The organism is Enterovibrio nigricans DSM 22720 (genome assembly GCF_900167155.1).
GTDB lineage: Bacteria > Pseudomonadota > Gammaproteobacteria > Enterobacterales > Vibrionaceae > Enterovibrio > Enterovibrio nigricans.
The window spans coordinates 12,326-37,348 of the sequence record NZ_FUXU01000028.1 but is presented as its reverse complement, the minus strand read 5'-3'; the positions used below and the strand labels follow the sequence as shown (position 1 = coordinate 37,348).

Genomic DNA, 25,023 nt, shown 5'->3' with positions numbered 1-25,023 from the left:
AGCACATTAGGTGCTGTCATAATTCTATTTAGTTTTCGTTTTACTGATTGAAGACATTGATGGCAGATCCAGCAGTCACTTCCCTCCTTCCACCGCTTTATTATTTGAGCAACTTTCGATCAATTCTCGATACCGTGTCCTCACGCTATCCAGACTTGCTATTGGCCTGTGAAACGGATTGGATCACCCGCTTTAAAACACTTCCTCAGCCCGCCCAAGCTTTACTGGTTCGCATGCTCTCTCGGAAAGGGGATTGGTTCCGAGAGGACAAATTTACGTACCCAGAAATTCCATGTATTGCCAGTGCGTTAGATGCTCTCGTTTCATCTACGCTTATCTCTGCCACCACAACTCCCGATCTCAACATGCTGCTTGAACTGCACACCAAACCGGAGTTGATAAGGCTATTTGATACATTGACACTCAAAGCGTCGGCTAAAAAAAATGAGATAGTCGAAGTAATAGTGAGACAAGCTGACTCAAGCCCAATTCTCCCCTATCGTTGCATTACCATTTCGCATGACGTAATGCCCATTTTGCTGCTGCTTTACTTTGGTAATGCTCGCCAAAATCTCAGTGAGTTTGTCGTGAATGATTTAGGGATCTACCAATACGAAAAAGTACCGCTAAATATCAAAGACCGACTGTTCGAGAAAAGAAGCCAACTCGAAGCCTGGCTCAGCCTTTCAACACTGGCGGAGGAATACTGGCAAACGGTAGAGAGCAAACAGCGTGAGCGAGTTAGGGAGATCGTCAATAAGCTCCCACCTTTATTTGAGTGGCCACCATTGGCACAAAAACGTAGTCGACTCATCAATGCCATTGCGCGTGATTTAGAACGCTTAGGAGACACAAGCATCGCCGAGCAACTCTATGTTCAAAGCACAATGCCTCCCGCGAGGGAGCGCTTGGCCCGTATTGCGTTATCACGAGGAGAACCTGAAAAAGCCGCAAAGACAGTAGCAACAATGCTCAATACCCCTTACAACGAAGACGAGAAAGATGTAGCAGAAAGGCTTGTAAAACAACTGGCGAAAAAAGGCGTAATGACGGGGTCAGCCAACGTCATAAACACATTCAAAGAAGAGACCATTACGCTAGCGCTAACAAAACGCGTTGAACTAGTCTGCGCTGATTATTTTGTCGACCAAGGCTGGGAGGTGTGGTTTAGCGAAAACCTTGTTCTTAACGCTCTGTTTGGGCTCGCGTTCTGGGACATTATCTTTCTCCCTAAACCCGGCGCGTTCCTTAACCCCTTTCAAAGAGGCCCGAAAGATATGTACTTACCTGACTTTGTGAAGGCACGAGAGCAAGAAATTTTCGCCCGTCTTGATGCGCTAACGCATGACCTCGCTAGCATCCTTGATACTTACGATGAGAAAAAAGGGATCGCGAATGACTGGGTCCACTGGGAGTATATCGATAAAGCATTGCTCTCTGCGGCAATAAGCAGCCTAACACCCGAACAATGTGTAGCCTGCTTTAGGCGAATTCTTTTTGACCCAAAAACCAACCGCTCTGGCCACCCTGACCTCTTTATGGTCAAAGAAGGTAACTGCCAATTTGTTGAAATAAAGGGCCCAGGAGATAAACTGCAACATCACCAAATTAGATGGTTAAATTTTCTTAACCTTCACGGCATTGCTGCAAACGTACTGTACGTTAAACAGCCCACGTCTCATGATGCATAAAATGCATCGCTGACATACCCGATTGGCTCAAACGTTGTTTATAAATAACGAAAAGCAAAAAGGCCTGCAGTAGGCCCTTTTATGTGTTCTTTTGTCGATGAACCGAATTTCAATGTCACGGGTTAAACATGGCTATTTGATCGCTACACCGACATCTAACTGTTCAAACCAATCAAGGAATTTTCCAACATTGTCGCCCGTAAAAATTCTGCCATGCTGTGGACACATCATCTTAATGTCGAGTTTTCGTACGCGACGGATCCAATCATTTTTCGCTTCATTTGATGGCATCCAACGTTGATGGAACCCTTTCATTTTCAGTATGTGCTCATCAAAGTCACCCACTTCTAGTGGTGCACCCTCAGCCTCCATTGCCGCCCCCACATCACCACTCATCAAAATTTTGGCGACAGGGTCGTAGACATGAAAATTACCAGAAGAATGGAGGTAATGAGCAGGGATAAAGCGAATCTCCACCCCATTCAGAACAAGACTTCTCCCTTCATCGGCAATCGGTGCATATTCTATGCTCTTCATACCAAAATGACGGATAAACCCTTCCCATAGCCAAGGAGCATGCAATTTGGTATCCGTTAACGCAGAATCCCACAGCCCTAACGATGAAATAATGTCAGGATCTTGATGTGAAGCGAAAATATGACGGATCTGATTAATTGGGACTTGTTTTACTACTGCTGCGAGCATCGCAGAGAATATCTCTATACCCCCAGGATCCATCAGCAAAGCACTGCCCGGCGTGCGAATCATATATTGGTTAGTATCGATGATTTTCTCAGGTTTAGAAGAGTCACGCCCAAACATAAACCATTGATGCGTTTCTGAAGAAAAAAGCTCGTGCGTTAGCATGCCTAAATATTCCTTTTAGTCGAATTCAGTAGACATCATCAGCGAGATCCAAGCATAAGGACCTTGATACCATTATGTGTCGTTGAATTTTGTCTGCGGCTTCAGATACATTGTCTGCAACGACATTGAGTCCATCTTCATACTCTTTCCCAGACTGTGAGGCTTCCACGCGGGACATTGCTGAAAGTACTGATGCCGTTTTGATTTCTCTGGAGAGGTTTTCCAATAAATCTGAAAGCCTATCGACTTCACGGTAAAACTGGCGTGTAATCTTACCGTGAGCTTCCCGCATATTATTAAGGGGCTGCAGTATGCTGCTGACATGCTCGCAACCTTCAATAGATTTGGCCGCCTTCGCATAATATTCGATTGACCGTTCCATCCGCTCAAGCGTCGTTGCTAATTCACTGATAGTGACCGCTTTTAGATTGATAATGTCTGACGTTTTCACCGTGCTGTCTGCCAGCATATCAATGAAATCAGTGATCGCACGAAAACCCGCAGCGCCTTGACCAGCCCTTAATGCCAAAGCTCGGGCGTTACTCGCTGTCAATGATATGTTGTTCGCGATTTCCCTAGCCTTAAAAAGCTCCGCTGCCACGACTGCTGCTGTGACAAAATCACTCTCTGATGTGGCTTCTGTCATGCTGATAACTTCTTATGTTGATGACTCGCGCGAGGATACGTCTTAACACAAGTCTTTGTGAATGAAAGCAAACTCGAACCTCTCGGTTTCAAGTTTACGTTAAACCTCTTTTTTAGGGTTCTTAAAGACGTATTTCGTGCCGTCATAAATCAACACAGACAGCAGACGACGGCAGTTCGCTTTTCCAGGGTCATCAAACACCATTCCATAGGTTTGCTTACCCCGTTTTTTCCGACCATTTTTAATCGCACCACTCAGTGCGTAAGTATCACCATTCGCACTGTTAACCACTTCCAGAACGATGCGTTGGTCAACATCGAACTCGGGTGAAATCGCGTCATAACTAAATCCACAACCGCCGGAAGACACGTCAATCAAAATAACGCGCAACTTCCGATTGGTGAGCTGAATATCACTCGGCAGCCTCAAGTCATATCGTATTTCATTTCTCAACAAGACCAATTTCGCCTGTTGCGGCACAGGAAACACTAACAGTTGTACAGGACGATAAATGACATGCTCTATTCGTGTCCGGAACTTGATGAGGGCCCCTTCTCCCTGCTCAGAGATCCCTTCAATGTCAACGTTGAATCCCTCCATGAAGAACTCTTCGTAATCCCCTTTAGACAATTTAGGCATGGTAAAGAAGATGTTTTGCTGATCATCAAACCCAATAAAGTTTGCTTTAAAGTGAAGGCGTTGACCCAACGGCGTAACAATATCTAGCGATGCTTCTGTGCCATGTTGGATGAAATCCATGGCTTGTAGTCCCATGACAACGCGTTCTTTTTGCTTCGCCGGTGGCTTCTTTGATTGCGTAGAATTTGTATTCATTTAATGCTCCCGCCGGTGATGCATGGTCAGTATCGCAATCGAAACCTCTTGGTTATTGCGAACGATGCGTTTCGTTAATGTCGGTATTTTTTACATGCTGAATGTAAAGTTACGCATCAAGTTCTCGTTTTCGCATTAATAATGTATAGGCAAAAGATGGCATTAATTCAATGTGATATAGCGATAAAACGCATTTATTTTAAGGGACTTGACGCTTAACAACATCACCAAGAACGACGCGTTAAAAATATCCTCAATATGATTCATTAATACAAGTATTGAGTAATAAGTCAGTTTTTAAGGTAATGGCTATAATTTAAAAGACCAGTCTATGTATTTGTTGGGATGGTCATGTGAAACATCACTGTTATAAAGCTTTCAGCCTCGCTTTCGCTCTATTCTGCGCCCCGTTGCTATTCAGCGCGGCGGCATCTGCGTCAGACCGCGCCTCGGAAAGCCGTCATCTAAAACAGAAACTGTCACTCCTCGGTTTCAATCAAAGTTGGACGCCTACCGACAGCGGCGAGAAGCAGGTCATTGATAGCGGAGAGATAGTGCTGGCCAATGAGCGCTATTTTGCAAAATTGTCACTGGACTGGATGAACGAAACAACGCTTCAAGCAACACTGATGAATAGCATTGCTCTCTGCTCCAAATTAGGCATAGCGGTGACCGACCAACGCTCTGCCTTCACATTTGAAGCGTTCGGTTCTCTCACGAAGAAAGCCCTTAGCCAACCGGATGCTAGGGCAACAAGCAGCATCTCACCTTATGAATACCATGTTGTGATTTTCATAGATTCTGAAACTCACACGTCGCTTGAGTGCGGCGTTAAGCGGCTGTGAAAATTTGAAATATACTTAAAACATCCCGCGTCTTAATGATGAGACAGGAAATCACGTATAGGCAGCAGCCACAATGAATCAGCTAACTGACAACAGAAGCCGTTTTTCCTTCACACGCGGCATACTTCATTATGCTGTCGGGGTCGTCGTTTTTACGCTGTATGGCGCTCGGGTTTGCCCCTTTCTCGACACGCTTCCTCCTGCCGTCTTATTTATCCAGACTGCGACTGTTTTTATTGTGCTGTTTTTCATCAGACAACTCATGCGTGCCATTAAGCATCAGGAAGTGAATCTCATCACCAATATCGGTATTTTCACGATGGCAGGCATCTGTCTGGCAACGTGGTACTACGTACTCTACAACTTTCCACTAGAGAGTAATTTGAAAGTTATTTTTGGCTTCATTCTATTGGGTATCGTTATCAGCCTTGACCTTTCTATTTCTAGCGTCCGCGAGGACACCCCAACGCAAATAAAATCGATCGTTAAACCTGAAAACGTGGTGCCGCTTGCGAAACAGGTAGGGCTGGGAGCAATGCTTCTCGTCATCATGGTAACCGTGCTGTTAGGGCTAGTGGTGACGAAAGATTTACTTTGGCTTGTCGAGCACACAGAACACAAACCTGCGATTGCTGACATTGACAGTATTTTGAAAGAGTTTGCCTATGTATCTATCATTGTACTGGCCTATATAGCAGTGATCACCCAAAACGGTATGGCGCTCATCCACCAGCAATTACAAAAACAAATTCACACAATGAAGCAAGCGTCTAAAGGCGACTTCAGTGAGAAGTTACCCTGTAATCACAGTGGTGAACTGGGGGTTGTCGCTTACTACACAAACGTGATGCTCCATGACCTAAAAATCAGCTACGAGGAGATCAACAAAGCACGGGATGCCACAATAATTGGTTTGTCGACGTTGGCCGAAGTCAGGGATAACGAGACAGGCGCCCATATTCTCCGCACACAATCTTATGTCCGATCCCTCGCCTTGCAGCTAAGAAAAACACCGAAGTATGCCAGCTATCTCACTGAGCAGACCATCGACCTTTTGTATAAATCAGCACCTCTGCACGATGTTGGTAAGGTTGGTATTCCCGACGCCATCTTACTCAAACCCGGGAAGTTGACTGACGAAGAATTCGAAATCATGAAAATGCACGCGCAATTAGGGGCTGAAGCCCTCTCAATCACAGAGAAAAATTCGGACGGCATTGCCTTTCTTCAGTTTGCGAAAGAGATTGCCGCCTCACACCATGAGAAGTGGGATGGTTCTGGCTATCCAAATGGGCTCGGCGGTGAGGATATTCCGCTGTCAGGGCGATTAATGGCCGTGGCAGATGTATATGATGCGCTTATCTCTAAGCGAGTGTATAAACCTGCATTCAGCCATGAGAAAGCCAAAAGCATCATCTTAGAAGGCAACGGCACGCACTTCGACCCCGCAGTGGTGGAAGCCTTTTTAGTGTGCGAAAAGGAGTTCACGGAGATTGCGGACAGATACCGCGATAAAGCGTCACATGCGGCGTGATAAGTCCTGTTGATCCACCGTTGATTTACGCGCCATCGGGCACTAAGCCCAGTTTTCCTCGCGTCCAGTCTTTATCTCTAACAAAAAACCGCTCATGTGGCTATTTTTGGGTGTTCAGTTTCAAGTATAATCGCCGATTACATTGAGAAAAGCCTCAATAGAGATGGCAATATCACCCATTGGGGCATCAAGAAGCATGATAACCACAGCATGTCATCGATTTCGACCACCATGTTACGTTGGGTTTTCAGCTAAACGCGATCAGTTAATTTGAGATAAGAAACGTTTGTGAACACAAATAGCGGAATACGTCTAAATAAATTCATCAGTGATTCTGGTTTTTGCTCGCGTCGCGAAGCAGACAAATTCATTGAACAGCAGAAAGTGACCATTAACGGTATCGTGCCAGAGCTTGGCACGAAAGTAATGCCCGGCGATGAAGTGCTTGTAAACAACCAACGCATTGATACTGTGCCAGAAAACAAATCTGACCGCGTTTACATTGCTTACAACAAGCCCATTGGAATTACCTGCACCACTGCCCGCAATGTGCATGGCAACATCGTTGATGCTATCCGCCACCCTAAACGTATCTTCCCGATAGGTCGCTTAGACAAACCTTCTGAAGGGCTGATCTTCCTGACAAGCGATGGCGACATCGTGAACAAAATTCTTCGTGCGGGTAATAACCACGAAAAAGAATATATCGTCACCGTCGATAAACCTATCACGCCTAAATTTGTAGAACTGATGTCCAATGGTATTCCGATTCTCGACACAGTGACTAAGCCTTGTTTCGTCGAGCGCCAAAGCAAGTTTGTCTTCAAAATTATCCTGACACAGGGTTTGAATCGTCAAATCCGACGTATGTGTGAATACTTAGGCTTTGAAGTGACCAAGCTGAAGCGTATCCGCATCATGAACGTTAAGCTGGGTAGCCTGAAACTCGGTGAATGGCGTGAACTGACCGAAAAAGAGATGGATGAGATCAACAGCGCTGTTGTTCATTCAAAAGGCACGTTCGAGCCAGACGCAGATTACGAACACAAAGGCATTGCCTCTGGTGATGTGAAACGTGGCACCAGTGATACCGCGCAAGAAAACCTGAAGTCTGGCAAGATTTCTTTCGCCAAGCCAAAAGCCAAATCTAAACATGGCCAACGCTCGGGTCATGGCGATAAGCGCAGTTTTTCGAAAGATCGTCCAGCGCGTGATGGCGCACATAAAGACGGTTTTAGTAAAGACGGTAACCGCCAAGGAAGCGCACGTTCAGACCGTTCTCGTTCAGAAAGCGACCGTAATGACAATGGGCGTCCGGAACACCGCGCTGACAGAGATCGCAACCGCAGTGATCGTGGGCGAAATGAGAACAACCGATCTGACCGAAGCGGTCCAAATAGCGATCGCCCGAGTGGAAGCCGTTCTGGCGGCCGTCCAAACCAAGGACGCCCAAACGACAAACGTCGTGAAAGCGGAAACAAGGACGGAAATCGTAGCGACAATAACACACGTCGCGAAGGGCCACGCAACAGTGGCGCACCAAAAAATCGCAAGCCTAAAGATCGCCGTCCATAAGGCACACATGGCTGAATAAATGAGTAAGCTGGACATATATCGACGAGCCATTAACGTCCATATATGTCCAAAATTTCTCTGCCCGAACTTATACCGCCAACACCTTTCGAGACAGTTTCGATACCACAGGATAATCTCTCGCTAATTCGATAACGAATACCGATGGCTTCTCGGGGTTGCAGCAAATCCAACACGCTTTTCGCGCTCTCGTCAATGCCACATAAAACAGCCGCCGCTCTTCCGCATATTCAAACGTGTCTTCACTGGGAAGCAGCGCTGCCTCTAGGCCTTCGCCTCTACACTTGGCAGGAAAAACACTGTCATTCACATCGACGATAAAGCAATAATCCGCTTCAAGACCTTTACTCGCATGCGCCGTAACGTATGAAAGTTGCAATGAAGGCCATGCGTTTTTCCACGTTGCAAACAGCTCAGGTTTGTTAGCATGGTTACGACCGATAAACATTACGGATGCTGACTTATCACCTACCTCTTTCGTTACTTTTTCCAGCTGGCTTTGAATCTCGTTTTCGCCAATCAGCGATACCGCTTTTTTCTTCTGCATCGAGACACTGTTCAACGGTTTTTCCAACTGCGCAGGGTTAGCCTGAATAAAGGTGTTAGCGACTGCGCCAATTTGAGAATTAAATCGGTACGTGGTATCCAGATAACGGATAACACCTTTTGGATACCGCTGAAGGAATTCCGTCGTCAAACGAATATCAGCGCCGGCAAACTGGTAGATCGCTTGCCAGTCATCGCCCACAGCAAACAGCGCGGGAGCACGGTCTCTTTTACCGCCACAAACCGCATCGAGTAAGGCCATGCGTGACGGCGAAATATCCTGATACTCATCCACCATTACATGGTCATACTTCGCAGCAAATGTGGCCGATTTTTTAGCAAGTAACTTTGTGGCTTCGCGGATCAGGCCTTCAAAATCATAAGATTTAGACACTAATAGCGTCTCCTGATAGTGCTTCACCAACGGCCAGACAAGCGCCAACTCGCTTTCTGCTTTCGCATCGCCTTTGACCGTTTTTTTAACATTGGTTAGCGACGCTTTTTGTTGATTCAGCAAATCCAGATGTCGCCACAACCACTTGTGCAATCTCGGTTCGTGGGCTTGTTCAACTAACGGCCTGTCTGCCGACACGCCTGAAACTGACCATTGTTCTAGATGCTTGAGCCAACGTTTCTCCGTCGTGGGTACAGAGAGGTTCTCTGCCAGCCAAAGCGTCATCCAGCTCATTTTGGCTTCTTCGTCGGTCGCCAATGCCGAAATCACAGGTACATCGCCAGAAAGCGCTTTGACTACGCGTATAGCAAAACTGTGAAAAGTCGAGACCTCGACACTGGCTAGCTGCGCGCGGGTCAGTCTCGATTTCATTTCTTCGCTGGCTTTCTTGCCAAACGCCAGCATGAGGATGCGATCGGCTTGTGTCGCCTTGCTTTGTACCAGATACTGGGCCCTTGCCATTAGCACGCTGGTTTTACCTGAACCTGCACCTGCCAATAACAAATTGTGGTTGTCGTCCATCAACACCGCGTCACGTTGAGACGGATTCAGCGGCGAAGATTCTACGCCATCAAACCATGTCGACCAGCGTTCCAGTTCCTCTTGTTTCCAGACATCATTTTTCACCACTCTTTTCGCATCGCCTTGCTGTAGCCACGCATAAAAAGACTGATACAAGGAAGGGTTTGAAGCCGCGATAACTTGGGGGGACACGTCACTCTCTGCTAGCAACTTCTCCGCTTTCAGTTTCCACGCAGACAAATCTTCGTCGCGTAAATACCCCGAAAACGTGTTCAGTTCTTGCGTAAGTTCTTTGAAAATCGGTTCAACAAGGAAGAATTTGCTCTGTTGCTTCGACAGCCATACCTGATATGTGTCCGTCAAATGCTCTGCATAAGCAGCCAGTTGTCGCCAGGGCAGCCCATACACGGTGATGGATTTGGCAGGTTGATCAGAGGGGGAAACGATAAACGTCACTTTGCCCCACAATAAACCACGTGTGATCCTGCATTGGCCATCCCAAATAGAGAAAGGCACGGTTTCGGTGAAATGTTTGGATTCAAAAACAAGATTGAACTCATCGAGCGTGACGCTGAAGCGATCACCTTGCACAAGCCACTGAGCCAAACGATTAGCACTGAGTATCATGTCGGTAAACTATTGTTGCGAGAAGAGTTGCCAGCATACCAAGTTCTCGCCTTTTTCTCATGTACTACTGGATAAAACACCAGCATAAACACGCTATTGGCAGAATAATACAAAGAATTAGAGCGTGATTTTGATCTCACCCCTTGGATGCGTATTCCAATCTGCTATCTTACGGTCATCCGTAATCTCTCTAAGCTGTCATGATTTCGAAACGCGCATCTCTCTCTTTTCGTGAGTACTGGGCAAACAGTCGCATAAATTACAGTGTCCGTGTTTTTATTGCGTTAGTTGGCGTGGCTATCCCTTGTTGGTGGCTGGGTGCTTCCGAAGCAATCACCCCCTTAGTTCTCGGTGTTATCGCTTCTGCATTAGCTGAAACGGACGATAATTGGTCGGGAAGGCTATCCGCCTTACTGACTACGCTTTTTTGTTTTGCTATCGCCACAGTCTCTGTCGAGCTTCTCTTCGATTACCCCTTACTGTTCGTACTGGGTTTAACCAGTTCAACCTTTGGTTTCATCATGCTGGGTGCGATAGGGCCCCGCTATGCAAGCATAGCTTTTGCTTCCTTGCTAATTGCCGTTTACACCATGTTGGGCGCACATCAATCTCCCTCCATTTGGTACCAACCCTCTTTGCTCCTTGCGGGAGCGGCTTGGTACGGCGTCATCTCGCTGGTGTGGCTGCTGTTCTGGCCAATGCAACCCGTTCAACAAAGTCTGGCCAATGTTTTTAACACCCTGTCGGGGTTCCTCGAACAGAAATCAAATATGTTTCACCCCTCGCGCAATTTGGCTCCACAACCTTTTCGGCTTCGCAATGCCAAAGAAAATGCCGTTGTCGTGAATGCGTTGAACGTGGCAAAAGCGACCCTACTTAACCGTGTGCGAGGCGGCCGATTAAGCAGTGAAGGCCGCCAGTTCTTAAAAATCTATTTCCTGGCTCAAGACATTCACGAACGTGCCAGTTCTTCTCACTACCGCTACCAAGAACTGGCAGAAGTTTTCTTCCACAGTGATGTACTGTTTAGGCTTCAGCACCTGATGCGCTTGCAAGCAAAAGCCTGCTTGGATGTATCACAATGCCTGACCCTATCCCAGCCGTACCAGCATGGTGAAGCGAGCGTAAAAGCACTGGACGAGGTCAGCGAGTCTTTGCTTTATATCAAGTCGCAGGACAACCCTGAGTGGAAGCCATTACATGGACAGCTAGATTATTTGTTCAAAAATCTGGCAACCATTGAACGACAACTTGCCAATATCAGTAACCCTGATGCGACACAAACGGACGAAGACAAAGAAATCGCCGATTCTGACGCCCACGGTTTTCGCGACAAAATTTCCCGTATTCGCTCTCAGCTCACCCCAAAATCTCTGTTGTTTCGACATGCAGTGCGTCTTTGTATTGCTCTGGCGGCAGGTTACGGTGTGATTCAAGGCTTTGACTTGACGCGCGGCTACTGGATTTTACTCACCATCTTGTTTGTCTGTCAGTCCAACTATGCCATGACACGAAGCAAGCTCACAGAGCGGATCACCGGTACTTTAGCGGGCTTGGTGATTGGCTTACCGCTCCTCACTTTCTTCCCAGACCTTACCGGACAATTGGTGTTAATGCTGTTATTTGGAGTGCTTTTCTTTGCCTTCCGAACCACGCATTATGCAGCCGCAACTGCCTTTATCACCTTGCTAGTGTTGATGTGTTTCAACCAACTGGGTGAAGGCTTCGCCGTCATACTGCCTCGATTGGGCGACACACTGGCAGGCTGCTTACTCTCGGTGGTGGCCGTGCGTTACATATTGCCGGATTGGCAAGCTCACAGGCTTCGCGGAATTATGAAAGACTCCGTGTCTGCTAACCGTGATTATTTGGGGCAAATTATTGGTCAATACCGAATCGGTAAACGCGATACGGTTGCGTACCGAGTGGCAAGACGCGATGCGCACAACAACGATGCTCATCTCACCAACGCAATCAGTAACATGCTTGCCGAGCCAGGCCGTTACCGTACCGCCATTGATGAAAGCTTCCGTTTCTTATGTCTTAACCACGCAATGCTGAGCTACATATCGACCTTGGGTGCACACCGCATGCAGATGGACGACGACAGTATTCATGAATTGGTGTCGAAAGCGCACCGAGGCATTCATGAGGAGCTCGACTGTTTGATTGAGAAACTGTCAGGCGCAACGGTGGATGCAACGCCTTGCTTAGACAGTGCATTGGGTAAACACCTCGAACGTTGGCGTGATGAAGAGAGCAGTTCTGCACGAATGGTACTTCAGCAGCTTCATCTTATTCATCGGATTTTACCGGAGATGCACGCTCTGACCGATGGGTTGGCACAAAAAGCCCTGAAAAGCTCTAAATCATAACCGTGATTCAACGCCGAGCGAACGGCCGTTCGCTCGGCGTTTATCCTGCCCTATTTCACTTCAACTTAGCGAATGTCCCATCCGGCTGACGGGTGTAAAGACTCGAATCTTTGGCAACCGTTCTTACGGTAAACTTTGCTACTGGCGCAATGTTACCGGTATCCACATGGACAAGGCGTTCAAACTAGTGGGCCGCCCCTATGTTGTCCAGTACCGTTAACGTCACCACGTATGCGCCCGGCTCTTTGTATCGCCACTCAGGTGAAAATGCATCACTGGTTCGCCCATCGCCAAAATCCCAACGTGCCATTACCACTTCACCGTCTACATCAAAGCTGTTGTTGTCCGCTTTTGCTTCCAATCCAAAGGTTTGAACCGCAAAATCTGCTTTGGGAAGTACATTACCATCATCCACACTGACAACATGCGAGTAAGTGTTTGAAGCGCCATCGTTGTCGTAAACGGTTAATCCAATGGTGTAATCACCTGGCTTGTCATAAGACCAATTCGGTGATTGCTCTAAGCTGCCCTTCCCGTTTCCATAGTCCCAATAGTGGTGCACAATTTCACCATCAGGATCATAACTGTTGTTTCTGACCGACACATTCAAACCGTCGACTTCGATATAGAACTCTTCGAGTTCACCGTCTTGATCTTTCTTAAAACTCAGCGCTTTTCCTGAACGCAAATGTTTTACATTGGTATGTCCAGCATTAGCGGGCTCAATATAGGCAATCTCTCTTAGGCGAGATCGAGGTGCATAATGGGCACTGACCGGCGGAGATGACGGAACGTAAACTCTATTTCCGTCCGACTTGTCTCTCGAACCCGAACGTTTAACCTCTGTCGGAATTTCATGGGTTGTTTGCAAATCACTGCTAGGTAAAAAGCGCTGAGAAGGCTGATTGCCCGTCACTAGCACCTTTTTTCCTTTATCTGAGTGTTTGTCAGTGTCGTTGTTTGTGGAGGATTCTTCTTTTCCATCTGTCGTATGATGAACCAAGGTGTTGCTCTCAACCTTACGATCGTTCGACCTGACCGCTTTATCAGTTCGACTAGAAGGCTGCATTGACACAGGACTGCTTGCTATTTCTTTCGCAGAATTTCGTTGCGCGGCATTCGGTTGAATCTCAGCCTTTTTCGACGACGATGCATTTTCTGATGAAGACGAGTGCGACCCACTATATGCCTCGGCAGGCGAAACAAGAAAAGGAGAAATGCTTTTTTCTGGCGAAGGCTCTCCAAGTGATTCAAAGTTATCATCCGGCCATATGGCAGCCATGGATGTCAGTAACGCAAAAGACGCCACACCAATTTTGTGCCAAGCTGGCAATTGGTGCCAGATACGAAGTAGATAACTAAAATTTTCTTCACATTTCTACGGTGGTAAGGCGCTGTTTCCTTGGGCATGGCCTCTATAATCCTTTTTCATACTGCCATTCGATACAATTCAGCGAGTCGCTAAGGGTTTTCAAACATCTTGATGATGTTTGACATATCTCCTTGTCGAGCCAATCAACTCTAAATTGCATTCCTTCATTCAACGTCCATTTTTAGCTAGCTATAGGACAGACAGTCGCTCCATAACTGAGACTCAACGGAAAGTTGGCAGTCTTACCTACTTTTACACTCCTCCTCTGTCTAATATGTTGGCGTCACAGTATGCCGAACACGCAGTGCATATATATTTCGGTGGTGTGTGAAAATTTTATGTAAACAGGCACATAGAACGCCAGTTTTGAGTGGCTCTCAAATAAAAAAAGGGCTGTGTTAGACACAACCCTTTTTTTATCAATATCAGTTGGCTTTAGCCGTTTTCGCGCATGGCTCTCAACATCCACGCTGTTTTCTCATGCTCACGCATTCGATCAGACACCAGCGATGCGGAAGACTCGTCATTGCCGTCCTGTGCCAGTTTCAATACATCGCGTGATGTTCTCACAACTTGCTCATGTCCGCGTGTCAGGATATCAATCATTTCATCTGCTGAGGGTACGCCGTCTACCTCTTCGATGGAGCTCAATTGCGCAAAAGCTTTGTACGTTCCCGGAGCTGCTACACCCAATGTTCGAATACGCTCAGCAACGTCGTCAACAGCTAACGCCAACGCGTTGTACTGCTCTTCAAACATGACATGCAATTCGCGGAATTGCTTACCTGTCACGTTCCAATGGAAATTATGCGTTTGTAGGTACAGCGTATAAGAATCTGCGAGTAGATGTTTCAAGCCTTCGGCAATGGCCATCCTATCTTTTTCTGCAATACCGATGTTAATTGACGTCATATTCTTATCCCCTGTTTGTTTATCGGTCAGGTTTCCCCTGACTGTTGGATAAAGAATACGCGCCAAAGATTGATAGGTATAATCGACCCTTTGCATCATTGAAATAGGCTGAACCTATTAATCAGCGTGCAGGACGATAACGCGATGGAAATGACTGACCAATATCCGTAAACACACCATCCACACCCCAATTAAAGAGCTGGTTAGCACGGGCGAGATTATTGACGGTATACACATTTACCATGAATCCTTGTTCTTTCATGGCAATAACACGTTCTTTCGTCACACTCGTATCTTCTACATGAATGGCATCTGCACCACATGCTTGTAGGATTGACAGCCAATCCGGTTGCAATGTCTCTTTTTCAAAAAGACAAGCCACCGCGGTTTCCGGGCTTCGACGTTTAAACTCTGCCAATGCGAGCGGATTGAAACTGGACACCAATAAATCACAGTCATCACTGAGATTTTCCAAACCTTTTATAACGCCATCAATCAGTTTTTCGGTCATCGCCATCCCAGCAGTACAGGATTTGATTTCCACATTGATGTTAAGTTTATGTACGTTTACCAACGCAATAAGTTGACCAAACGTCGGAATGCGCTCCCCAATAAAATCATCGGCAAACCAGCTTCCAGCATCGATATCCTCCAGGTCTTCCCGCGTAAGGTCATAAAGGCTACCGGTTCGGTCTGTGCAACGATCGAGAGTATCATCATGGCTGACAACAATGGTGCCGTCCGCAAGAACATCAACGTCACATTCAATCCACGTTAAGCCATGCTCTTTTACGAGGGAGAATGCTGCAAGTGTGTTTTCTGGAGCGAGTGAGGACATACCTCGGTGTGCAAATAACGTCTTCATCTTTCTACTTTTCCGCCAACTGAAATGCCAATATACACGTTCAATTCAGATGTGAACGTCTGTATTCACAATAATTTGGCACAGCTAATATTTTTATCAATAGATAACCAACACATGTGTATATACAGAAAAAGGCACCGCGTAAGCAGTGCCCTTTTTCCTAATATGCACTAGTTCAATGTTAGCGCTTGCTGCTGGATCAGTTCATTAAGAATATCTGAGTTGGTTGCACTTGCGTCTAACCCTAACTCAGTGAGGCCAACATCATTTAGTACAATATCCTGAACGACAGTCCCGCCCGATGTTTTTGAAACATGCAGGGTTAAGTTTCCGTCCGATACATCGGGTGTAATGTATTCAAGCAACTCCTCAATCGTCGAGCTACTGCTGACACCATCTGGTATGATTGCAGAAATATCAAGCTTATTTTTAGTTACAGTGTCACCCAATTCAAAATCGGCTACAACGTCAGTATTTTTCTCTGTGTCACTGACCCCAGCGTCAGTCCATTTGAAAATGTCCTCGCCTTCGCCACCCACAAGAATGTCATCACCGAGCCCAGCTTCAAGCGTATCATCGCCATCCCCCGCAATAACGCGCTCACCTGCGTCATCCGCTGTAAGCGTATCATCAGCTTCGGTTCCGAACTGTGTTTGGGTTGGGTCAAAGACGATAAGCTGGCCTGCCATTAACATGGATTCGAGTATTTCGTCCTGCGTTAAACCAGACGATTCCATGCCCAAAAGCTCGTTCAGTGTTTTGCCTTCAATGATGATATTTTGTATGGGTGCACTGGTATCATCAAAGATTTGAATACGCGTGTCGTCTCCCATCGTTTGGATGTCCACGCGATTGGCAAGATCCGTAAATGTAAATAGACCTGAAGAGTCAAACGCACCGGAGATATCGATAACATCAATCCCCGTTTCGAAGTCTTTGATGGTATCTGTTGATGCGGCCGCTGCTGTACCGAAGTCGCCTGACACCCATTTGTGGGTATCTTTAACGCCATCATCCGATCCGCCGATATCACCGCCCCAAACTTCATCGTCACCCGCGCCTCCCGTAAGGATATCCTCGCCGAGTCCACCCGCCACAACGTCTTCTCCCGCACCACCAAAGACCTGCGTTGATTGATTGCCATCAACGACCAAATCATCATTCGTGTTACCCGTGTCATTGAGTGTTGGCGTTGTTGAAGTATCTACCACACTGACATTCAATGTCATCGAGGCTTCTTTCGGATCGCCATCACCCACGTCAGACTTCGCGGTGATCGTCACTGCGCCCGCAGGCTGACCCGTGAATGTCAGATTGAGTTCCGAAAGTGTCAGGGTTTGCAGTTCCGTTTGGTTTAAGGTCCAACTCCCATCGCCGTTATCCGTTCCAACGGGTGTGCCCGACGCATCCACTAATTGACCTACTGTACCTAGACCATCAAACGTCAACGTAAACTCATCATCTATTGGCTCTACCAGTGTCGCCATCAACCCAAGCAAAGGAACCAATGCGCCCGTTGCGGCCCGCATAGATGCAAGCTGTGGTGCTGCGCTTAACTCTGGCGTATCGGATTTAGGCAATACAATAATAGAAACCGTATCACGGTCGAATTTCTGACCGCCAGCCCCCGTGTTGCCGCGGTCGCGTGTCGTCATCGTCAGGGAATCGCTGCCGGATGCATTTTCGCCGGTAAAATTGTAATCAACCCCAGCGGCAAGCAAGGTATTGATTGCATCTAAATCTCCCTCCAAAACAAGTTTGTTTGTCCCGTCGCCTGTGACCGTAATACCCGAAGAATCGCCGATAATCGCCAGTGAGCTACCCGCACCGACAACCAATTCCACATTCATCACGCCAGTGCCATCAGCGGCATCTACGTCAGAAATTTGAAGGTCGGTGATCGTTGCTCCCCCTTCGTCAAACTCGTAGCTGTCTGAGAGAATATTCACAGGCTCATCGTTCACGGCAGAGATATTCACCGTCACCTGCTTATTCAAGACATCCGCAGACACTTGGCCATTGTCGACGGTTTGAATGGCAAGATCTTAAACGAACTGTCCATTGGCGTCTGCGGGTGGAACAAATGTCAGGTCATCCAATTGCTGTGCATTAACTGTAATGACTATGTCACCCCCCGTGGAGGTTTCGGGTGTGACGGTGCCCACAACACCTGCAGGCAATACGAGCTTACCGCCTTCTGGTATGCCCGATACCGTGATAAGCAATGTCTCTGGGTCGTTTTCAGTGACACTAACACCCGAAGGCTGGCCTGTCGTACTGACGCTGTCGCTGTCATCTTTGGCGGAAATTTCCAGCTCCAAATCGATGTCAGAATCTTCCACGCCAGAGGCGGTTGCCACCACATTGGCAGTGGCACCATCACCAACAGGGTTGACCGTCATTTCGACTGTTTGGCTGAAACCATCCGGATTAACGACACCGCTGTCAGACGTAAAGACGGTGACAGTAAATTGGATTTCCCCACTGAAATCAGCAGGAGGGTTTACCGTAATTTGGGAGAGTGATGTGATGTCTGAAATCGCTGTAGCCGGGATCAGCCACTGGCCACTGCCTGCATTCAACGCGGGTGAAGACAAGGTAAAACCGTTTGGCACATTGTTGATGAGCACAGATTCCAATGTTTCTGACCCATCAGTATCAACAAATTTAATCCCCAAATCCGCCAAAGACACGCTGTTGTCTTCATCCGTCTCGACTTCCAGCACATCGCTACCCCCCAGATCCGTGCCATCATCCGTAAACGTCACTGTGTCATGAACAGGTATCACGTCAAACGAGAAGTCGGCTGTGATGTCTTTCGAATCCGTGCCCGTCGATGCCGTATCGGTGATCGTTATTGACGCAGAAATCGACACATCGCCGCTGAAGTCCGTGTTCGGTACAAACTGAATATCCCCAACCTCGGTATCTGGAGGCTCTGGTAACGTGATTGAATCAACCAGATCACCCGCAGCATTTTTAAATTTGCCCGAACCATTGGTCACTTCCAACGTGACGGCGGAGACCTTTTCCTCTCCATTTGCCTGATCCATGTCTGCTAACGTATTGCCCAAGGTCAGTATCACAACCCCGTCTTCCAAGGCTTCACCCGAGACTATCGCCTCTGATTCCCCAGGTTCTAGCGGTTGCTGCTCACTGTTAAGGCCCTGCGTTTCTTTCACCGTCAGCGTAAACTCGGTGGACAAAGTATTGTCGCCCGGTTGTGCATCACCCGTTGGCGGCGCAATATCCACGAGTGGATTAACCTTCAAGTTCACCGTGGTGCTTGTTTCTTTTGTGTCGCCGCTTTTTGAATCCAAGCTTACGAAGGTGATTGGGATATTCAAGGTACCCGCATAATCTTCTGGCGGTGTAATGGACAGCCCTGATAAGTCAAAACCCGCCGCATAAGGATTGCCACTATCAACGCGGCCGGGTACTTCAAATACGTAAGCGTCGTTCTCCACGTGGTAGAACGCGCCACCAATCACAGTACCAGTGGGTAGGTCGTCGCCATTAATCACAACGGTGACATAATCAAATTCCACATCGCCAGCAGTGCCGCTTGGCCATGTCACCGCATTTCCCAGTGCTTCCAGCGAGATGGGGTTGTCTTCATCACCTTCGATATCAATGCTTACTGGCAACCCAACCGTCTGCGCCTCAGTCACATCTGTTGAACTGTTTTGATAGTTCAGCGTCACCGTGGTTGAAACTTTCTCAGCCAGACTTTCATCGCCTTCGCTGTTGTCTCCTTTGTCAGTGATAAGCGCACTCAGGGTAAACGTGGTTTGTGTCAGTGCGGTATTCGGTGGCGCAACAATGGTGAAATCATCAGGATCATTCAACACCCAACCTTCGTCACCGTCATACACAGCATTCGTCACAAAGAAACCTTCAGGAAGATCACTGATATACACCTTGAGCGGCGACTCGTCACTAGAGGCATCGGGATGAATAAAATCGATGGCATTTTCTAGCTTAAGCTGACCCAACGCATCCGTTGAAAGTTCAGTGATTGGATCGCCAGTGCTATCAACAAAGCTCAGGTTACCGTCCGGCTCAACCACCGCGCGAATATCAACATTCACGGTACCGTTGATTTCCTTCTCAGCCGTCGAGTTACCTTCAAAATCGTCCTGTCGAACAGTGACTTTCGTCGTTAACACCAAATCTTCGTCGCTGTGCTCTGCGCGCTTCATCTCAAGGCGATAACCGTCAGCCAGTTGCGCCTCGGTGATCACGATGGCCCCGTTAGCATCTGGTGTCAGCGTGATTTCATCAGCCCCTTTCACGAGACGAACGCTGTCGGCTGCAGAAAAACCTGTAATTGTCGCGCCTACTACGACCTCTTTCACGCCTTGCGCGTCAGAATCTGGCGTACCTGTTAATGTCGCAGTCAGGTTTGGCTGCCAATTCACTTCAAACCAGGCATCTTCGTTACCCAGCGTTTCTGAATTGATATAGCCATCGGCAGTATCAATCACAGGCGGGTCGATTTTCACTTCGATGGTGGTTTCAATGGCATTCACATCGCCATCATTTTCAGTGGCAACAAGCTTGGCGCCGATTTGAATATCTTCGGTCGAATGGGGTGGGATCTTGATGTAAACATTTCCGCCAGCGAAAACCGAAACATCGACGGAATACATGGGCACTGACATGCCACTTCCATTGGTCGTCCAACCCGCGAAAGTCAGTTCGACGTCTTCAATGTCGGAGCCATCTTTCGTCACGAATGTGACACCGTCAGGGACATTACTCAGGATCATTGTGATGCTTTCAGATGTATCACTTGGTGAAAGCGCTTTCTCTCCAGACACGACTTGGAAATCAATCGCAACCAAGCCATCACCGCCAATGCCATCTTCAGGTACCGTCGTTGATACCACTCCTGTATCCGCATCATATTGCCACTCACCTTCACCCGTACCTGGGTTAGCGACACTGAACACAGGATCATCCGCAACGCCTTTAATACGAATATCCAAATCTTGCGCACTGATAATTCGCTCATCGTCCGCGGAGTTAGCGGCAGAGTCGACCACAATCCCTTCGACTTTTAGTGTCACCGTTTCATTGCTGTGCACTGGTGGGACAAATTCTAAATATTGAATATCATCAACCGAAATGCGGTCTGTATCGGTGAGCGTTGTTAATGTGCCACCTTTATTCAACTGTAAGGTTGCCCCATCAGGGATATCGGAAATGCGAACAAACAAGGCTTCTGAGCCATCGTCATCCGAACCCAGTGTTGTCAACGAAATACTGTTTGCCAGTGAGATAGCGTCGCCTTCTGCAATCCCATCATCGGGATTACCTGCATCTTCGCTTCCTACAACCTGACGCACCACCAGCCTTGCATCATCAGCAACAGGCTCAACCCTCAATGTCAGCGTATCGGTTGCTTCTGCGGTTTCTGAGCCAGACTGAGCAGGACTCCCTTCTGTCGATATGGCTTTAATGCCGAGTTCAATATCGCCACTAAAATCATCATCTGGAATAAAGCGCACCTGATTTAAACGAGAAGGATCGTTAAGTACCCACGTATCCCCTACTTTTACAATTGCGCCCCCTTGGAACGAACCAGAATCTGGGCTGAGCGTAAATTCAATCTTGAGTGATTCTGAGCCATCGGTGTCTTGCAACGACGCGGAGATCAAATCGGACATGACAAACTGGGCGGGATCCGTCAACGGCGTTCCAAACGGGTCATAGTCTTCTTTCAGTTCAAAGACGCCATCAGCAGCATCACCAATCAAGCTAATGCTTGGCGTGTCTGCAACCCCTTCAATGCTGACTTTAATCAAGTCGCTCTGTGTCTGGGCATCGTGACCGTTTACGTTGACTTCAACATCGAATTTAATCAAATCCGTATTGTTGTAGTCTGAGTAATCAGGATCCGGAATAAAGGTGACATTCTGTAGCGTAAAAATGATGGGGGCAGTTGTACCTGACGCGGTAAACATGTTGTTCGAAAGTACAATGTTTCCGTCGCCATCTTGAGGAATTTCGGTGCCATTAAAATAGAAGGTTCCACCGACATCAGTGATGTCGTTCGGCATGATGGTGACTTCACCATCCAGCACGAGTGTCCCAGCATCGTCATAGGCTTCGCCGAGATCGTTATCACCAATATTCAGTTGGATGTTAATCGCGATACCGTTGGCCGCATTCACACCCGTATTTTCGGTATCAGTATTAAGCTGGCCTTGGTCTTCAACCCCTTCTATTTCGCCATCAGCGTTAGTGGCGACAGTAATAATTGGTGCCTGATCTTTTAGTGTGAGTGTGACCTCACCTTCAGCAGTATCACCATCACGGTCGGTGACACGATAGTGAATAGGTTTATTTAGCACAGCCGACGGGTTATCAATGTTCGGGTCAAATTCAAACGTCATCTCACCGGGGTTGTCGCGGGTGTTAAACTTAATCACACCAATGACTTCTCCGTCATGCACCAGATCGATTTCCTCGTTAGAGCGATTCCTCACTTCAATCCAATTCACGCCATCAAAACTGATGTGGGAAATACGTGCACCATCAGCCTCTTGTAGATCCGTGATGTCAGACGGCGTTGAAGGATCTGTGATATCAAATACATCTACAGAACCCGTTACCGCAGATGAAGAAGAATCTTCAATTTCAACCTCTATTGTGCCCTGAGTTCGAGGAATATCATCTTTGACCGTGATAGGAACGCGAATCTTGCTGGATTCATCTCCATCCGCATCAACCGTAAATGCCTGTAGTTCAAAGGTCAGCGTGTTTTCACCATCGCCAGCTTGATGATCGAGTGCAGAATACAGTTCAAAATCGAAGGTGCCGTCTTCATTTAGCGTCACTTTGAAGACATCTCGGTTATCTCCGGTGTCTTCATCAAATGCCACACCGAAATAGGTTTTCGGGTAGGTATCAGTGTCTGGTCGTTGGTCGAGGAACACAGGGAAGCCGCTTGCTGTCACCGGCTGACCGGCTTGATCGCTGCTTGACGGGTATACCACATAATCAGACACAAAGAAGAAGTTATGAATGTCATCGCCCGCCTGATTATCAGGGTCTAAATCGAAGGCATTACCGTCGTCATCTTCTGTATCGATATTTAAGGTGCCCGCACTTTTTGAACCTTCATTTTCGCCAGTGCCATCATCAATACTGCTCTCTTCAACAAACACGGGCTCGGTGCTAGTCAATCCGAATGTCGTAGAGTTGTCATCAATAACCCTGAGAGAAATCAACTGTGGCGCTTCTTGGCTCGCGTCGTTTTCATCAACCAGTTTATTGCCATCGGTATCGAGCAATTGCAACGGAACGTGGATATCAAGGTGCTCATCATCAACCGCTACGTACTCTTTATCAGTAATATGTTCACTTTCATCACTCGGATGAATAAGTGACTGAAACTGTTCAAATTTCGTGTCAACATCCACACCTAAACCATCAGCAGCCTGCGACGCAGTCAGGGTCATTTGAAGTGCGGGTTCTGCACCTATAGAGGCAAGTATGGTGATCGTTTTTCCATCAGGACTGGTGGTCACTGTCACCGAATCAATGAACTCTCCTTCATTGTTTTTCAGTAGCATCAATTCAGACTTGAAGGTGTCCACATCATCAATGGAAATACTGTCTGGTAGGAGGCGGTCACTGGCCGCTTTTATCTCAACCGTCCCAGAGGTTTCATTCGGCGACGCACTCGGATCATAATTGTTTGGCGTCTCGCGTTCTGCTAACGAGAAGAATTCCGTTTTGTTGCCAGCTTCATCAAATTGATCCCCGCCTGTTGCTATAGCACCGTCTTTAATCACGAAAGTGACCGTGGAGTCGCCGCTTTCATCGCCATCCGCGTCGATCACCTTGTAAGAAAGAACAAACGCATGTTGTTTATCATCTGTTCCGTCGTCCGGTTGGTCGATCGGGTGGTATTGCTTAACTGCAAATTCAGCAGGCTCGCCCGCTGTTGTAGAAGGAGTGAGAGAAATGACCAGCGACGTTTCTTCAAACGTTCCGTCGTTGTCATAGTCCGCTTTTAAGGTAATCACGCTGCCGTCAGGAGATACAGAGACTTCCGTTGGGTGCCCATGACTCGTTACTCCTGCGAACTGAGCGGCAACTTCGGTTGCATCAAACACAATACTCGCAATTTCGTCACTGCCTAAATCAATGCCGTCTGACGTGGATGCCGTTTGCTCTTCATCAGGACCCGCATTGGGTTCAACCATTTCGACTTGTGCCGTGCCCGCTGCTGGCAAGCCGCCATCATGACTTTCCATACTGATCGTGGCGGGATTTTTCATCAAATCACCACCCGTATCCGCAACTTGAAGCGGCATATTGATGGAGATTGTATTCCCGTCCACATTGACATAACTGCCCGTGCCGTTTTTGTGGTCAAGCGGTGCAAACTGCTGCAATTCCGCTTTAACCGACAACCCCGTACCGTCTTGCGTCGCTGTCAATGTTAGCGTGACGACGGTTGTACCGTTCGCGGTCCCCGTTAATGTGAAGGTGCCGACTCCGCTTCCATCAACACTGGTCTCCCGCGTGAAAACCACTGCCTCGCCATTTGAGGTTAAGGTTGCAAGCTCTGCTTCGAAAGCGGCCAAGTCGCTCGGAGCAATTTGAAGTGATCCTGGAAGAAGTGATTCTGTTCCACCTTCGATATCAAAGGTGCTGATCACGGGGGCGCCATAAGACGCATCGTCTAAATCACCCTCTGTAACGGACAATGCAACTTTCTGTCCACCTTCGGCATCGATATCTGGGCCTGGTGGCGCTGCGGGAGGCCTTCCTCTGCCATTGCCAGTGTTACGAGAACCTTCATCTCCCCCAAGGAAGTCGAGTGGGTTGTCTCCATCACGCTGAGGCCCTAAAGTGTCAAATCCCGCCTCGGTCAAGGTGGCGGCATTCAAATAGTCAATCACGACAAAACCGGCATTTGATGAACCTGTTTCGCCCCCAGCGGCGGCTTCTTCAAACAATTCGGTAGGATCAACGCCATCCAAAATGAGCTGTTGTAACTGGGCAACATCTAAATCCGCTAAGCTGCTCTCATCGTAAGCAGCTTCATTAAAGGTCACACCATAAGATTGAGACGCGATTGATGCCTCGGCGTCGGCGAATGGTATCAGGCAAGAGGCACATTGGTCGTTTATCACAAATCGTTGCCCATCCGATGCCACAACCACTGAGCTGTTCGACCCGGTCAGCACCACTTGATTTGCCGCTATCTGCATGCCTTCGCGAAGGGAAACAATTTTTGCATCGGGTGACACTAAGTATGCTTGCCCGTTTACGCTATCTACCTTCAGTGCTGAGTCAAACTCATGACCAATCATATCTG

The 25,023-nt window shown here is 47.6% G+C and carries 14 protein-coding genes; 5 read left to right on the top strand and 9 right to left on the bottom strand.

From position 1 onward, the window contains the following. Positions 1 to 59: 59 nt before the first annotated feature. Positions 60 to 1,691 (top strand): VRR-NUC domain-containing protein, encoded by a 1,632-nt coding sequence (locus B5D35_RS11695; protein WP_078752759.1) that lies wholly within the window; start codon positions 60 to 62, stop codon positions 1,689 to 1,691. A gap of 132 nt (positions 1,692 to 1,823) precedes the next feature. On the opposite strand, the gene B5D35_RS11690 is transcribed toward B5D35_RS11695, so the two are convergent. From B5D35_RS11690 to B5D35_RS11680, 3 genes are all read right to left on the bottom strand, one after another. Next, positions 1,824 to 2,558, bottom strand: a complete 735-nt coding sequence (locus B5D35_RS11690; protein ID WP_078752758.1) for an oxygen-binding di-iron domain-containing protein — start codon at positions 2,556 to 2,558, stop codon at positions 1,824 to 1,826. Between the two features lie 25 nt (positions 2,559 to 2,583). Next, the gene (locus B5D35_RS11685) at positions 2,584 to 3,204 is read right to left on the bottom strand and encodes a chemotaxis protein (protein ID WP_078752757.1); all 621 of its coding nucleotides are present in this window, start codon (positions 3,202 to 3,204) and stop codon (positions 2,584 to 2,586) included. A gap of 99 nt (positions 3,205 to 3,303) precedes the next feature. After that, entirely contained in the window at positions 3,304 to 4,038 is a 735-nt protein-coding gene (locus tag B5D35_RS11680; protein WP_078752756.1) for a PilZ domain-containing protein, read from the bottom strand. Between the two features lie 353 nt (positions 4,039 to 4,391). On the opposite strand from B5D35_RS11680, the gene B5D35_RS11675 reads away from it, so the two are divergent. The 3 genes from B5D35_RS11675 to rluF all read left to right on the top strand — a co-directional run bounded on the left by B5D35_RS11675 (position 4,392) and on the right by rluF (position 7,992). Next, positions 4,392 to 4,883 (top strand): hypothetical protein, encoded by a 492-nt coding sequence (locus B5D35_RS11675; protein WP_078752755.1) that lies wholly within the window; start codon positions 4,392 to 4,394, stop codon positions 4,881 to 4,883. Positions 4,884 to 4,956: 73 nt separating this feature from the next. Beyond that, positions 4,957 to 6,417 carry an HD domain-containing phosphohydrolase gene (locus B5D35_RS11670; RefSeq protein ID WP_078752754.1) on the top strand — a complete coding sequence of 487 codons (1,461 nt, stop codon included), beginning with the start codon at positions 4,957 to 4,959 and terminating at the stop codon, positions 6,415 to 6,417. 288 nt (positions 6,418 to 6,705) lie between these two features. Continuing rightward, positions 6,706 to 7,992: a 23S rRNA pseudouridine(2604) synthase RluF gene (gene rluF, locus B5D35_RS11665; RefSeq protein ID WP_078752753.1), complete on the top strand. Its 1,287-nt coding sequence runs from the start codon at positions 6,706 to 6,708 to the stop codon at positions 7,990 to 7,992. Between the two features lie 88 nt (positions 7,993 to 8,080). On the opposite strand, the gene helD is transcribed toward rluF, so the two are convergent. After that, positions 8,081 to 10,159, bottom strand: a complete 2,079-nt coding sequence (helD, locus tag B5D35_RS11660) for a DNA helicase IV (RefSeq protein ID WP_078752752.1) — start codon at positions 10,157 to 10,159, stop codon at positions 8,081 to 8,083. Between the two features lie 200 nt (positions 10,160 to 10,359). Here helD and yccS point away from each other — a divergent pair, with 200 nt between their 5' ends. Continuing rightward, entirely contained in the window at positions 10,360 to 12,534 is a 2,175-nt protein-coding gene (gene yccS, locus B5D35_RS11655; RefSeq protein ID WP_078752751.1) for a YccS family putative transporter, read from the top strand. A gap of 184 nt (positions 12,535 to 12,718) precedes the next feature. Here the strand turns inward: yccS and B5D35_RS11650 are convergent, their stop codons facing one another. The 5 genes from B5D35_RS11650 to B5D35_RS11635 form a co-directional block, all read right to left on the bottom strand. Then, positions 12,719 to 13,867 (bottom strand): PKD domain-containing protein, encoded by a 1,149-nt coding sequence (locus tag B5D35_RS11650; RefSeq protein WP_078752750.1) that lies wholly within the window; start codon positions 13,865 to 13,867, stop codon positions 12,719 to 12,721. Between the two features lie 474 nt (positions 13,868 to 14,341). Continuing rightward, on the bottom strand, positions 14,342 to 14,818 hold the full coding sequence (locus B5D35_RS11645; RefSeq protein WP_078752749.1) for a Dps family protein: 477 nt from the start codon (positions 14,816 to 14,818) through the stop codon (positions 14,342 to 14,344). A gap of 121 nt (positions 14,819 to 14,939) precedes the next feature. Further along, positions 14,940 to 15,683: a glycerophosphoryl diester phosphodiesterase gene (locus B5D35_RS11640; RefSeq protein WP_078752748.1), complete on the bottom strand. Its 744-nt coding sequence runs from the start codon at positions 15,681 to 15,683 to the stop codon at positions 14,940 to 14,942. A gap of 170 nt (positions 15,684 to 15,853) precedes the next feature. Continuing rightward, positions 15,854 to 17,662 (bottom strand): type I secretion C-terminal target domain-containing protein, encoded by a 1,809-nt coding sequence (locus B5D35_RS24860; RefSeq protein WP_244556569.1) that lies wholly within the window; start codon positions 17,660 to 17,662, stop codon positions 15,854 to 15,856. A gap of 66 nt (positions 17,663 to 17,728) precedes the next feature. Beyond that, the gene (locus tag B5D35_RS11635; RefSeq protein ID WP_244556568.1) at positions 17,729 to 25,018 is read right to left on the bottom strand and encodes a retention module-containing protein; all 7,290 of its coding nucleotides are present in this window, start codon (positions 25,016 to 25,018) and stop codon (positions 17,729 to 17,731) included. Positions 25,019 to 25,023 lie beyond the last annotated feature (5 nt).